This window comes from Kutzneria sp. NPDC052558, from assembly GCF_044547355.1.
Taxonomy (GTDB): Bacteria; Actinomycetota; Actinomycetes; order Mycobacteriales; family Pseudonocardiaceae; genus Kutzneria.
The window spans coordinates 31766-46186 of the sequence record NZ_JBIUAG010000057.1; the positions used below are offsets into that span (position 1 = coordinate 31766).

Annotated in this window: 8 protein-coding genes and 1 pseudogene; 2 read left to right on the forward strand and 7 right to left on the reverse strand. The window is 66.2% G+C overall.

What is annotated here, in order from left to right; all coding sequences use genetic code 11:
- Positions 1-1580, reverse strand: a 1580-nt coding sequence (locus ACIG5F_RS47730) for a helix-turn-helix domain-containing protein (protein ID WP_396527011.1), incomplete at its 3' end; no start/stop codon positions are given.
- 93 nt (positions 1581-1673) lie between these two features.
- Here ACIG5F_RS47730 and ACIG5F_RS47735 point away from each other — a divergent pair.
- Positions 1674-1874, forward strand: coding sequence for a hypothetical protein (locus tag ACIG5F_RS47735; protein ID WP_396527012.1), 201 nt, complete (start codon positions 1674-1676; stop codon positions 1872-1874).
- Between the two features lie 648 nt (positions 1875-2522).
- On the opposite strand, the gene ACIG5F_RS47740 is transcribed toward ACIG5F_RS47735, so the two are convergent.
- Positions 2523-5627, reverse strand: coding sequence for a tetratricopeptide repeat protein (locus ACIG5F_RS47740; RefSeq protein ID WP_396527013.1), 3105 nt, complete (start codon positions 5625-5627; stop codon positions 2523-2525).
- 199 nt (positions 5628-5826) lie between these two features.
- Between ACIG5F_RS47740 and ACIG5F_RS47745 the strand changes: the two genes are divergently transcribed.
- Positions 5827-7041, forward strand: coding sequence for a hypothetical protein (locus ACIG5F_RS47745; RefSeq protein WP_396527014.1), 1215 nt, complete (start codon positions 5827-5829; stop codon positions 7039-7041).
- A 295-nt stretch (positions 7042-7336) separates the two neighbouring features.
- On the opposite strand, the gene ACIG5F_RS47750 is transcribed toward ACIG5F_RS47745, so the two are convergent.
- The 5 genes and pseudogenes from ACIG5F_RS47750 to ACIG5F_RS47770 all read right to left on the reverse strand — a co-directional run.
- Positions 7337-9460: an ATP-binding protein gene (locus tag ACIG5F_RS47750; protein ID WP_396527015.1), complete on the reverse strand. Its 2124-nt coding sequence runs from the start codon at positions 9458-9460 to the stop codon at positions 7337-7339.
- A 393-nt stretch (positions 9461-9853) separates the two neighbouring features.
- Positions 9854-10735, reverse strand: coding sequence for a LysR family transcriptional regulator (locus tag ACIG5F_RS47755; RefSeq protein ID WP_396527016.1), 882 nt, complete (start codon positions 10733-10735; stop codon positions 9854-9856).
- A gap of 633 nt (positions 10736-11368) precedes the next feature.
- Entirely contained in the window at positions 11369-12325 is a 957-nt protein-coding gene (locus ACIG5F_RS47760; protein ID WP_396527017.1) for a TniQ family protein, read from the reverse strand.
- Positions 12322-13122: a TniB family NTP-binding protein gene (locus tag ACIG5F_RS47765; protein ID WP_396527018.1), complete on the reverse strand. Its 801-nt coding sequence runs from the start codon at positions 13120-13122 to the stop codon at positions 12322-12324. The genes ACIG5F_RS47760 and ACIG5F_RS47765 overlap by 4 nt, the downstream gene beginning before the upstream one ends.
- 322 nt (positions 13123-13444) lie before the next feature.
- A pseudogene (locus tag ACIG5F_RS47770) lies at positions 13445-14421 on the reverse strand (hypothetical protein); the annotation flags it as partial.

Below are 14421 nucleotides of genomic sequence, written 5' to 3' on the forward strand. Positions count from 1 at the left end.
TCAGCTCCCTCCCGGTCCCCAGCGTCGTACCGCGACTGCGCCAGGTATTCAAGAGCCTGTGGGTGGCCAGCATCGGCAGCCCGGCTCCAGAAATGATAGGCCCACTGAGCGCGGCTTCTTGACTCTGCGGCTTTGGCGAGGTTGTTGAGGTCGTCGGGCTGCGTGAGGTGGGTGTCGGCGGCGTGCCAGAAGGAGGCTGGCGGGCACAGTCTGCGGCGAGTGGTGCGGCCGTGCTGTTCGAGGTAGTCGGCGAGACGGACGATCGGTCCTGTTCGCGGGGCCGGCGCTGTGGTCGGCGTTGGGGCGCCAGGGGGACGCCGCGAAGGACGGGTGGAGGTCCGGCGCAGGGGGGCTTGTGTGCCGTGGACAGGACGGGCGAGATCGGCAAAGGCGGTTTCGGCCCAGTCGTCGGTGAGCTGGTCGTAGTCGTGGTCGGTGAGGTAGTCAGAGGCCGCATCGACGAGGAATTCGTATGGGATATTGAGTCCGACGCCGAGGCGGCGGGCGTCCATCGCGGCCTCCAGCAAAGCTCTGACAGATGGAGTGCCGTGTTCGTAACGGCGCAGGAGTTCAGGTGCGCCAGCGAGGTCCTGGGCGAGACGCCCATGCGCGCGGGCGCGGGTGAGGGCGTCGGCCATGAACCGGTCGCCGGTCTGGGCGAGGGCGGTGGCAGCGTCAAGCGCTTCCTGATCAAACGTGTCGGGGACGGCGACCGTACGCCCGGCCAAGAGTTCACGAACCCGACTATGCGGGTCAGGTTCTTGGGGGGCTGGCAGGCGTGCGTAAGCGTTGGCGTACTCGGTCCAGAGAGTGCCCAGGACAAGAGCTGGTCGGCGGTCTGTGTCGGTGAGGAGCGTGTGGAGTGCGGCCGCGATGCGTTCGCCGTATTGGGGGTGACCGAGGTAGTGCTGGGTCTCGTTGAGCCACACCACCGTGCGGGGCTTCACACGGCCGAGGTCGGCGAGCGTGGCCTCGGCCCGGGTCGGATCGTGCGGGTGCCACAGCCGCCACCCCCGATCAGCTAGCGCCTGAACTGCTTCCCAGCACGCCCTTGTCTTGCCGGTCGAGGACGACCCGACCAGCACCAGCATCCGACTGCGACCCGCCGCAGCCTCGCTCACTGCCTTGGCCAGGATTTGATCGTGGGCGCGACGCACGTAACCGGGCAGCTCCCGCCGAGACCGGGCCTCGAAGCCAGCTGCGCCGGTGGCGGTTCCAGCGGGATGGACCTCCAGATCGTGCGGATCCCACTGCCCGATCGGCTTGCCCGGTGGGTCCTCCTCCAGAGGGACAGAATCGACCTCGTTTGTCGCGGCCCGCTGGAGCTTCAGCAGCTCCTCTGCCGGTAGCTGGAGCGTGCGCGCCAGCGCGGCGACCGTCACGGCAGACGGAACACGCCCTCCGCGCTGGAAAGCCGCATTGATGGTTCCGTGGCTTAGTCCCGTTCGACGTTCAAGCTGTCTCTTCGTCAGCCCTGCACGGGCAAGCCCGTCGTTCAGCCTGGTGCGTAGTTCGATCAGGGCGGCCTCGCGCCTATCGCGTTCTCCAGCCACACTGACCACCCACCGATGCGTGTCCAACCGTGTTCATCTTCGTCCAGTTGGACCATGGTAAACACGGCTTCCGCGACATTTGGTCACGTCAACATTCCCGCCCACCTCGGGGAGGCCGTCGTGAACCGCATCGCCATCGTCCTGCTCGCCGCCAGTCTGGTCGTCGTGCTTGCGATCCTGACCGCCGCCGCCGCGGGCACGCTCGCCCGTCTCGACGGTGCCACGTACCCCGCTGCCCTGATGCGTGCCGCTACCACCTTCGCCGCTGTCCTCACCCTCGCCGCCGCCGTCACCGCCGCGCTCGCCCGGGTCTTGCCCTGAGCCGTCCCGCGCCGCTGCGCAGGCGACCACGCCATAGAAGCGCACCCCGAGTTCGTCCCCCAACCGATGTCACCCGATCTTGTGATGACTAGACCGGCATCCGCCACCGCTGATCGATGTCGCCATGTCGGCGATTCGGCGATACTGGCCAACCTCGATGAGACAGCCGTCAGTCCAACGGGTGACGGGCAAGCCGTCGAGGCGTCATCTACATAAGATCCGGCCAGGTATGACGGCCATACGGTGAGAATCGGCCAAGTTCGGCGAGAACGGACAGGTGTGTCTCAGTCAGATGGCGGATCCGCCGTCGGGCCGCCAACGCTACTGAGAATCCGCCATCAGAAATGCGAACCTACAAAACGTGTAGGGTCTCAGCGCGCTTTACAGGTTGATCTTGCGTGACCTGGGCCTTCTTGTCTGTCTCACGGCGATGTCACCATGATCAGTCTCAAACTCGTGACATTTCCTTGACCGCGACGTCCCAGCCGCCCAACGTCGAGCCCCCACTTTGCCCCTGTTAGTAAGTGTTCCGTCGCTGGCGCAGACCGTAGAAGCATTCGACTCTGTCGAAGGTTGAGTTATCAAGGACGGTGCGCGATGATCATGTGCGATCACTCGCTGTAGCTGAATAACGGGCCATGCGGATGTTTACGGGCCAGCTTCGGTATCGGCAACCCATTGCCAATGGGTAAGTTGCTGGCGGGTGTCCAGGATGTCAGGATGATTAGGGCCAAGCACCCGCAGCCTGTCAGCAAGCAGTGCTTTGAACAGTTCGACCGCCTTGTTCGGATCCCCTGCATTCCCCGTCCAGCGCGCGATGCTACTTCGGGTTCTCAGAGTGTCAGGATGATCAGGCCCTAGGATTCGAAAGTCGTCTTCCAGTAGTGCTTCAAACTGATCAATCGCTCCGCTTGGGTCTCCCGCCTCCCCGCGCCAGCGTGCGAGATTTAGGCGAGCCGTGAGAGTGTCAGGATGATCGAGTCCCAGTACTCTCATGGAGTCTGCTAGCAGTACCTCGAACTGCCCTACTGCCCCGACAGGATCTCCAGCTTCTCCTAACCAGTAAGCCAGATTGTGGCGAGTTCTCAAAGTGCTCGGATGATCGTCTCCGAGTATCCGTTGTCGATCTGCAACCAGCGTTTTGAATAGCTCGACTGCGCCAACGAAATCTCCCACACGGCCCTGCAGGTAGGCGAGTTCATGACGAGTATTTAATGTGGTGGGGTGGTCCGCTCCGGTCAAACGTTGACGGTCTGATAGCAGGGTTTCCAGCTGTTCGACGGCTCTAGTTGAGTCGCCAGCACGTCCGTAGGAGTAGGCGAGGTTGTGGCGGGTTCTTAACGTCTCTGGGTGGTCATTTCCTTGCACCCGCTGGCGATCCGTGAGTAGAGCGTGGAAGAGCTCGACAGCCTTTGCCGGGTTCCCTGCCTCGCAGTGTGAGTAGGCGAGGGTCTGTCGGGTTCTCAACGTGCTAGGATGGTCGGGTCCAAGTATTCGTATCGAGTCTACAAGTAGCGTCTCGAATCGGTTCGCAGCCTCAACCCAATCTCCAGTCTCGCCATAACAGCCAGCTAGGTTGTGGCGAGTTCTCAATGCGGCGGGGTGATCAGCGCCCAACATCTTACTAACGCCGGCGAATAGCCAGTTGTGATAGTCAATAGCAATTGTAAGTAGACCGGCTTGACTAAGACTTTCCCCGTAACGAAATAGGATCTCATGAGCGTCAGGGTGCCACAAGTAGTTCTCAGCGACGGAGCACAGGGCGGCAGCGTTCGCGCGCAGCACCTGCGCTAGTTCGTCTTCATGTTCGACCTCCGGCCAAATCTCAAGCAGGGCGTCGGCAGCATTGCGTACTACTGTGGCAATGCGCTCGGGAGTTAGCGTATCGCGGCTAGCGCGTTGCACCAGGGCGTGGATGCGCACCGCGCGATTCGGCGCGTCGGGGTCTAGTGTGATCAAGCTTAGTCTGTGCAAGCAGGACGCGGCGTTCACAAGGTCCTCGGCATCCACCTCGCGGCCAACCGTCGCGCCTACGTGCGCGAGTGTTGCGTGGTCGATGAACATTGACATTGGAATTCCGTTCGGATCAAGTACCGATGCTAGTTCCAATGTCGGGCGAGCCAGCCCTGGGGGCATCAGCTGATTGGCGCGTTCGATCGACAGTGACCAAGTTGCCGCGACCGTGGCCTGATAGTCGTCGGGTAGCCCGTCGGCGTCGGGCAGCAAATCAAGCAACCTTCGGCGCTGATCAACAAATCGAGACAGGTATTCGGCGCAAGTCATCGTCTGCCGGTCAGCGATATAGACAGCTGCTTGCCCTAACGCTAGTGGCAGATGTCCCAACTCTTCGGCAAGCTGGGCAGCCCCGTCGACTTGGGCAGGCCGAGCGGCAAGCCTAGCTGTCAGGAAAGCCAGGGAGTCCTCAGGGGTAAACAGGCCGACTTCGACTAGATGGCGGTGATCCCCGGCCAGAGCGGCGTCTCGGCGGCGAGTAGTCACGATCACACGGCCGTTGCCAGTATGCGGCGGCCACAGCGCACGTAGGTGAGCAGGAGATTGGAGGTCATCCAACACAACCAACCACCGCGTGTCGGTGGTGGCCAGCCAGGCCAGTAACCTCCGTGCGCCGCGCTCGATATTTCTTTCATCGATACCAGTCAACTCAGTGAACAGGCTGGCATAGCTTGAAAGTATTACCTGTTGGCTACTTGCGGTAATCCAGACAAGCAAACCGATTTGGCCTTCACCCCAGAGAGTATGGGCGTAATCAGCCGCCAACTGAGTCTTGCCCACTCCGCCCAAACCGGACAAAACGCGCGTGCCAAACAAATCGACATTTTTGAGCGTGACATCCGCTCGACCTGCTCCAGTCAGGACAATGGTGCCCCCGTGGTCCAATGCGCCAGTCAACTGACGGGTGGCGTGGCGCTGTTGGAAGCAGGCCGCCCTTGCTGGCACTACACCAAATCGCCACCGTGACTTCTCTGTGTATATCGATTGCACTGGCGAGTACGGGAAGGTACGTGCCCTGCCAGGGGCTGCGGTACCGCGGCCGGACCGCACGTGTCGTACGTGGTCGCGCAGTGCGTCACTCGCATCGTGGTCGCGGCAGTAACGGGCGAAGTCGGCAGAGATCTCGGCTTGTCGGCCGTCGGCGGCCATCACACTTATTCGCAGCGTGTAGAAGCGTTCATCGTTAGGCCAACGGGCGAGATAGTGGTTGAGTTCGGAGAGCGCATCAGAGTGCTGGCCGAGCGCGAGCCGGTAGGTGGCGTGCTGGTAACAGGCTTCACGCCATTGGTGGTCCAGGCCGGTTCTAAGGTTGTTCAGCCGCCCGCCCGTGATACCAGACAGCGGCTCACCCCGGAACTCCGCGATCGCGGCGCCGAATGCCGTCAGGGCGACGTGAGGGTCGCTGGTCGAGCGGGCCGCAACGGTATGCCGTGAGAACCGGTGATAGTCGACATAGTCCGGATCGAGGATCAGGCGTTGCAGGCCGGTGCTGCGCGGCAACACCGCAGCGGTGCCGAACGTGGAGGACAGGACGGCGCGGAGGTCCCGGATGTATTTGTATAGCGTCCGCGGGTCGTAATCGTCCTCGCCCCACAGCCAACCGCCTAGGGCGTCATTGGTGATCGGTGTGTCCAGGTTGAGCAGCAACACCGCGAGGACCGCGCGGACCTTCGGTGCCAGAGCGACCTGCGTCCCCGTGTCGTCAAGCACTTCCACCGGGCCCAGGATGCGGAACTCCACAGGCACCCCCTCGACCGTCCTCCGCAGTCGTCAAGCCACCACTCAACCAGATCCAGCCGCGGTGCCTGGCCGTCGCCATACGGCCAATCAGGTGAAGTCAGGGACCCACGACACTTTCCAGTTGATCTTCCACATGATCTTCCACCCCCCGCCCTCAGCCTTGCGTCACAACCCGCACAGCCACAGGGAGGCGGCGAGCATGGACACCGACGAGTGGGTGCTGGCACCGGGCAACCCCGCAGCCGAGTGGTGGATGACGCGGCCGGGCTGCCGCACGGTGCTGGCTGTGGTGCCGCACCTGCAGGCCGGTACCCGGCTGCTGGACGTGCTGCCGGTCCTGGAGACCGATCACCGGGTCGCGGTCATGTTCACGACCCCGGCCACCGGACACCACTGGTACGGGGTCGCGGAATTCACCCGGAGTCTGGGCGGTCTGGTGTTGCCGTGGCAGCAGGCGGTCCGGACCCGGTTCGACCTGGCCCTGGCGGCTTGCCACTGGGGTGTGGGTGAACTGAACGCGCCGCTGGTGGTGCTGCCCCACGGGTCGGGCAGCGTCCGCTCCCGCATCGGCCCCAGGACTCCCGAAGCCGCGACACTACCGGGCCACGACCTGCACCCCGGGCACCTGATGCGTGACGGCCGGGTGGTCCCGGCGGCGCTGGTGCTCGCCCACGATGACGAGCGCTCCGTACTCAGGCAGTCCTGTCCGCAGGCGTTGCCGCGGGCAGTGGTGGTCGGTGACCCGTGCTTCGACCGGATGCTGGCCAGCCGATCGCTGCGCAGGCTCTACCGAGAGGCACTGGGCGTGCGCGCCGGTCAGCGGCTCGTAGTGGTGAGCACGACCTGGTCGCCGCACTCGCTGTTCGGGACCGACATCGAGCTCTTCGACCAGCTGGCCACCCAGCTACCGGCTGAGCACTACCGGGTTGTCGCGGTCATCCACCCCTTCGTGTGGGCCGAGTGCGGCCGTCGGCAGGTCCTGCTGTGGCTGGCGAAGGCACGGGCCGCAGGGTTGGTGGTGGTCCCGCCAGAGGAGGGGTGGCGTGGGGCGCTGGTCGGCGCGGACTGCGTGGTCGGTGACCACGGCTCGGTGACCCAGTACGCAGCCGGACTCGGTGTCCCGGTCCTGATGGCCACCGCGTCCCGAGCGGATGTGCGGCCCGGGAGTACAGCCGATGCCCTCGCCCAGGTCGCCGCACCGCTGCGGATGGACCAATCGTTGCTGCCCCAGATTCAGCGCGCCTGCGCCGGACCGGTGCCGCCGGGCTTCGCCGAGATCGCCGGACGGATCACCTCTAGGCCGGGACAGTCGGCGGCGATCCTGCGGCGCACCCTGTACCGGCTGCTGGGCCTGCCGGAGCCGGCTTGCGGGCTTCCGGTGTCTCCGGTGCCCCTGCCGGAAGTGATCGCATGACCGCCCCCGGCGTACGCATCGTGGTGATACATCAGGCGGGCAGGGAGATCGACCGGATGGTGGTGGCTCACGCGGGGACGGCGGGCCTGCGGTGGCAGCAGGTGGCCGACGTGCTGGTCTGCCGCGATCAGCTAGCCGTTGCCGATGCGCGCCGGTCAGTGAGCGCTGCCCTGGATGGCTCGCCGGGGTGCAGTGCGGCCGTGGCTCGCTGCGGGCAACTGTTCGTACTACTCATCGCCGGAGGACGAGAAGTCGTCAGGACATGGACCGAGAACGGACTGGATGCCGCGCTGGCCTACGTGTGGCTCGCCTGGTCAACGTCGTCCGACGGCGGGCCGCCAAGTGCGTCCAGCAAGGCGCGAACCTGATCGGCTTTGGGATCGCCCAGGCTGGTGTACAGCCGTATCGCCTGCTCCCAGTGCGTTCCGGCCGCCACAAGATCACCAGCTTGCCGGCTGATCTCGCCCAGTTGGTGCAGGACATCGACATGCAACGCCGGGGCAGCCGCGTAGTCCAACAGCGACAGTGCCTCGGTCAGCCCGGCGATCGCATCGCAGAACTGGCCCTGCCGGGCCTGGGTCGAGCCGAGGCCGACGAGGGCTTGGGCCTGGCTGGTGAGATCCCCGATCGAGGCCGCCAGGCCCCTCGCCCGGTGAAAGTGCTCGACCGCCTCCGGGAAACGGTTCAGGTCGCGCAGGAGGTAACCCAGGTAGGTCGACAGCAGCACCCCACCGCGGGTCTGGCCATGCTCCTCGCTGAGGCTCAACGCCCGCCTGTAGTGGCCCAGGGCGTCCTCCAGGCGTCCCTGGCCGTGCGCGACGGCGCCCAGGGTTTCCCGGGCCGTCGCCTCACTGGCCCAGTGCCCGGCGGCCTCGGCCCGCTCCAACGCCGGCACGCCCCACCGGGCGGCGGTGTCATGCTGGCCCAGCCGCAGGTAAGCGGCGGCGAGCTGGACCAGCATTCGGGACTCGATGATCGGATCCCCCAGTACTGCCGCGGACTGCACGCCGAGTTCGTGGATTTCGATCCACTCCGGGTAGTGGCTGCGATGCAGGAACAAGCCCCACATCGCTTCGCACAGCTGCCACATCAGCTCATGCCAGCCCCGCTCGAACGCGACCCGTGCGGCGGTCGTGAGGTTGGGCAGTTCCTGCTCCAGCCAGTCCAGACCATCCGAGGCGGTATGGAAGCGCTGCGGCTGCTCGGCACGCCGGTAGCGGTCGCCGTAGTGCGTCCGCAGCGGTGTGACGACCAGGTCGGCGGCCACCGCATGGTCGAGATACCACAGGACCATCGCCTGCACTGCGCCCGCTCGGTCCGTCTCGCTGTCCTCGTGCTTGGCGTGGCGCTGCGCGTGCAGGCGCAGCAGGTCGTGCACGCGGTAGCGGTCCTCGGCGTGGTCGGCCACCATGCTCGCCTCCACCAACTCGTCCAGCAGATTCTCCGCGTACGCGTCGGAGCAACCGACGCACGCCGCGACGATCCCGGGGCCGAACATGGCACCGGGATGCAGCGACAGCAGCCGGTACAACCGCGCGGCCTGCGGGGAGAGTTCCCGGTAGGACAGGTCCAAACTCGCTTCCACGGAAAGCTCACGGTCGTCGTCCGCCAGCGCACCGAGGCGGTGTTGTTCGTCGCGCAGGTCCTCCACCGCGCGGGTCACCCGCCGCCGCGGCCTGCTGGACAGGCGCGCCGCCACGACCCGCAACGCGATCGGCATGCCGCCACACAGCTCGGCCAGCTCACACGCCGCGTCGTGTTCGTCAGCAACCCGGTCCGAGCCCACCGCGAGGGCCAGCAGCTCTACCGAGGCGCCGGAATCCAACGGATCCACTGGGATCACCTGGGCACCGTTGACCGCGAGACCGGTCAGGCGCCATCGGCTGGTGACCACGACCAGGCTGCGGGGCGAGGACGGCAGCAGCGTCCGCACCTGCGCGGTCGACGCAGCGTCATCCAGCAACACCGCCACCGCCTTGCCTGCGGTGATCGACCGAAACAACGCCACCTGTTCGGCCACGGCGAGCGGGACCTCCGCCGTTGGCACGCCCAAGCCGCGTAGGAGCTGCCCGAGTAGCTCGGAGGGGGCCGCCGGGCCGCCGGCGCCGAATGCCGACAGATCGACGTACAACTGCCCGTCGGGAAAGGACTCGCTCACCGAGTGCAGCCACCGCAGCGCCAGCGCCGTCTTGCCCACGCCACCCGAGCCGGTGATCACCGCAAGCACGGGAGTCGAGCGATCCGGATCACCCGCCATGAGATGATCCAGTGACCGCAACTCCTGGGATCGGTTAGTGAAGTGCGAGGGACAGGGCGGCAACTGCCGAGGAACGCTCTGACAGGGGGCGGGCGCATGCAGGTGGACATCGCCATGGATAGCGCCGGCCTGCACCACCGAACCACTCACCGACTGCGTCACGGTGTTCCGTGCACCTTGGTCAGTGGGACTCACCGAACACCTCCGCGTGCCGACGCCCGATGGCGCTGAGCTGTGCGCCGCGTGGTCGGCAGGCATTCAGTGCGGCAACGTGGAAGGACCTGACCGGGGCAGGTACGCATGCATGGATTATGTCCAGGCCCAGCACGGGAACGGCTCCATGATCGCGTCGGCATCATCCGATTGGCGCAGCCTTCGCTGGCGTTTCGGCGCGGAACCCACTGTCCGTGGGGGTGCGTCAATCGTCTTGTGGTCCCTTCTGTGGCGCCCCTTCGGTCGAGTGGGTGGCCTGCCGCACCGTGGTAAGAGCCCCACCACGCCGATGACCACGCGAGTAGAGACGCGCCGTCACCAGCGTTGCAGGGATTCGATTGCTCATGTTGTGGCTTTCTTTCGGTTTCCGGGCTTGTGCTGGTGGAGTTCGTGGAGGGCGGCGCGGCGTCCTTCGGGGGTGAGGTCGTAGTAGGTGCGGCGTCGTCCGGGGCCGCGACCGGGTGGCGCGCCGGCGAGCCAGGATTGTTCGTCTTCGGGGTGGCTGGTGAGCCAGCCGGCTTGGTGCATGCGGTGGAGCATGGGGTAGAGGGTTCCGTAGTCGATTCCGGTGCGCTGGTGGAGTTCGAGGCCGTAGAACTGGCCGGGGTGGTCGATGATGTCGCGCAGGACGGTGAGGACTGGGCGGCTGATGCGGATCTGGTAGGCGGTGCCGGCCGACGGTGCGCGCGACGCGGTGCTGTGCGGGACAGGAGTGCGGGGAGTGGTCTTGCGGGGCTTGGTGATGACCTGGTGCGTCGCTTCGGCGAGGGTGGCAGCGTCAGGCATGGGGCGGATTTGGTGGTGCCGTAGCGCGGCCGCCATCAGCTGTTGGATGGGTCCCTGGGCCAGGTCGCGCAGCAGGGCTTGTCCGCGTGGGGTGGGGCGGTGGGGTTTGCGGAAGGTGGACCGGTGGAACAGTGGCCTGCCGATGTCGCGTTCGAGCCGCTGGAATTGGTGGACCAGGGTGCCGGGGTGCGCGCCGAGGTAGGTGGCGGCGGTGTCGATGTTCGGGAATGCCATGGCGATGTGGAAGCGGTGCAGGCGTATCCAGCCGTGCAGCGCGCCGTCGACTGCGGCCCGGATGTCCCGGGGAACGCCTTCGTCGAGGACGGTGATCATCTGTGGGAAGCTCGTGACGCCGGATGGGCGCGCGGGGATGCTGTAGCGGTTGAGGTTGCGGGTGACGGTCTCGGCCGAGATCCCCAACTCGGTGCCGATGTCCATTGTGGATCGTGCTCGGTGGAGGTACTGCTCACGCAGCCACTGCTCGTCGATGGTGATCGCTCGCCGCCCCTTGGCCAGGGTGAGAGCCGTCGTCGTGGGCGAACTCGGCGATGATGTGACGGGGTATCCCCGTCTCGTCGGAGATCTGCCACAGTCGCTTCCCTCGGGCGACGTACTCGCGGCGCAGGACGTCCGGGGTGAGAACGCCGCGGGCGTGTTGTCGTCGCTGCCAGGCGGCGGGACTTGCGCTGGCCGCCCAGTCAGTAGGAGTGCGGGGGATGCGTGCGAGCGCGACATCCTCATCCTGAATGCCGCCTAACAGGTGCAGCCGCGTTGGCCTCCCGTGACGGCGGCGCCGATGCTCTCCGGGCAGCAGCAGGCACGCCGACATGACCATGCGGAACGGCTCGGTGTGAAAGCCTTGTGGGGGAAGCAAGCGGATGGTCCAGCCCGGCCAGAGCAGTTGCGGGATATGACGTTCCCGTATCGCCGGTAGATCGCTAGCGGGATCGGGAAGGTGGGCGGTGGCGATGGCCGACCGGTGGCGGAGTCGGTCGATATGGCCCCGGTCGGGGTCTCCGGCCCGCAGGAATCGGCCGCGCAGCCGGGTGGAGATGTGCCTCCATTGCTGGCTCAGGCCGGGTGGGCAGACGGCGGTGCGGTGCGGTGCGGGCTGCGCAGCAGCAGGGTCCGCAGATGCGTGATCGCCGTATCGTCGTCGCCGTCGATGAGGGCGATTGCCCGCGAGGCGGTGGCCCCCATCAGGGCGGCGTCAGTGGGTGGGAACTGGCTGGGACGAACCCCGCCGGCGTAGTAGCCACACGCGGCCTGCCAGGCAGCGTCGATGCGGGCCCCGAAGGAGTGGAAGTCCTCAGGGTCGGATTGGCGCAGCAGCCAGCCCGCGACGGTGCGCAGATCGGTGAACACCGCTGCCGGGGCATCGGCCACGCCATCGGTGGTGCCGGCTTCCACTGTGTCGAGGATGGTGTCGATCCACGCCTGGGCGACCAGCAGGCGATCGTGCGTGCGTAACCGGCGCGGGTGGGTTTCACGCAGGTCGGTGCCGCATCCGCGGCGGGGACAGGTTCCGGGCCGATGATCGTAGGTGATGCGCATGACCGAGGTCCGGGGACTGTGCCCGCACCCGGGGCAGACGTCCAGGAGCAGCATGCGGTGTCGGGTGCAGGCGAACACCCACGCCAGCCGCCACCGCAGCAGCCACCGGCCGTCTCGCTCGGTGAGGCAGCGGGGGCAGAACCGGGAGCCGCTGCCGCGGCTCCACCAGGTCGATCGGGTGACCGCCCGTCGACGCGGGTGTAGCGCGACCACGTGCCCGTCAAACAGCCGCAGCATCATCGCGTGCGCCTGCTCGACCGGCACCCCGGTCAGCGCGGTGATTCGCTCCGCCTCTTGTTGCCGCAGGTAGACGGTGTAGTCGGGAGCCTGCCGCCCGGCGATGCGCAGGCCCAACGCGGCCAGCAGGTCCCCGAAGGTGACATCGAGCCGGTGCGCGTACGCCTCCAGCCACCCATCCAGCGGCTCACCGGGCAGCGGCGCCACCCGGATCGGCAGCGTGCGCCCACTGCTCATCCCGCATTGGCCTTCTGCTTAGGTTGGTTGGCGCGGGTGGTGATGCGGCGGGATGTCAGCGCGGCGTCCAGTTCACGGCGGGCGGCATCGGCGGCTGCATCATTCTTGACCTTATCCATTAGGTCGCGGTCCAGTCGTTCGACGCCGGTGCGCACCGCGCGTTGGCAGCTTCGGTTGATCAGTGTCATCAGCGAACCGATGTGCCCGGTGGAGCGCGCGAACAGGTAGTCGGACAGTTCGTCGGCGAGCATCCCGGGAACCTTGTTGGCCAGCACGAGGCGCTGCTCTATAGCCAGCAATAGCTTCCGCCACTCACGGCGGCCCCGCCCGGTATTGACCAGGAACGGGTCCATGCCCAGCCGGGTGGTGCGCCGTCCGGTCTGCGCCAGCACCGCGTCCGCGTAGGAGGCGCCTTCGCTGAACAGACCGCGCTGTTGCAACCCGACCCCGATGAACACCAGGGTGACCGGGAACTCGTTGGCGATATACTTGAAGTGATTGGACACCTCGACCCCGTTGGCGTGGTTCCATCTCAGGAAGTGCAGGTCGTCCACGGCGATCAGTCGGCACTCACACGAGAGCACACAGTCCAACGCACGATGGGCGAACTGCGCCGTGGTCCCGGACTTGCTCCCAGGATGCCCGAAGAACTCCAGCAGGGCCCGGTTGAACTCCTTCATGCCGGTGTTGCCGGTCAACCCGACCCGACAGACCGGCAACCGCTCGTGCCCGGCGTCAGTGTACTCACCGCTCTCGGCGATCTCTCGGTGGTGGAACTCCCGAGCGAACGCCAGCACCGCGGTTGTCTTCCCCAGTCCAGGAACGCATCGATCGCGACCGCTCCTTTGGGTTTGTCCCCGTCCTGGGCGTTGCTGTCGACGATGTCCCACAAGTCCTCGTGCAGTTCTGCCAACTGTGGGGTGCGGATCGGCCCGAGGTTGGCATGCCAGACTCGCCGCGCCCGCTCATAGTCCCTTCTCGCGCGGTCGCTCAGTGCGCGAATCTGTCGCCGGGACAACAGCTCCGGTATCTGCCTGCGGGGGGCGTCGACGAACTGGCACCATCCCTCCTTGCGAGCCAACGTGAGGTTATCCAACCTCGGCCCGGCACCCGTAGCCATCAGACGTCTTTGAACGCGTCGGCGTAGAAATCCCTGTCGGCGTCGAGGTCTTCCAGATCATCGGTGTCGTCGTCGCCCATCTGTGTGGCCCGCTCGTCCGGCTCCTCGCTCACCTCACGCGTCGGCGTCGACGCTGGTTCGCTGGTGGCCGCCAGTACCCGTGCCACCGATGGCAGCGAGGACACCGTCTGCTCCGGCGAGGGTGCCGGTAGATCGATGGCGGCCTGCTCACGTGACAGGCGCAACGCCATCCGCCGCTCGGCCAGCGTGGTGCCCAGCCCCAGGTTCCACCGCTCCAGCAGATCGGCCACGGCGACCTTGTCGTCGGGGTAGGTGTACTTGGCCGTGGCCAACCGACGGGCGAACACCAGCGCGTCCTCGCTCAACGGCATGTCCAACGTCGGAGCGTGCTCCCACCGCAAGGTGTGCCACCGGTGCTCGTGTGGGTCGCGGAAGTAGACGCGGGTGATGTCGTCGGGGTCGTCTTGGAAGGGCCAGCGGCCCTTCGCTTTACCGGTGTAGGGGCTGGTCTGATTCTCAAACTGCTTGAGCACACCATCGGGGTCCGTGTAGCGGCGGCCGTCGATCTCCACCCCGTAGTGCTGGACCGTGCGCCACCGCGTCCGCAGGAACTCATACGCCAGGTCAGGGTCACGTGGGACCTCGATGTAGCCGGCGCGAGCCATGCCGTGCTCGAACATCGCCGCTGGCGACATCCGCAACTTTGGCAGGTGCGGGTCGACCAGACTTGAATGCGGCCTGTGCTTGTGTTTTAACTCTTCTTTCGTTTCTTGCCCTTCCTGGTGACGGCGGTGGTCTTCTTCCCCGGGGTGTAACGCCTGGCCCGACGCGTGTTCGGCGTCCCCGCCGGTCGTCCCGGACCTGGCCGGGAGGGTTTCGGCGCGCCCGCTGGAACCGTGATCGTCGACCGGACGCACCGAAACCCCCGCCGGACCCGGACCGGACTCAACCGCGC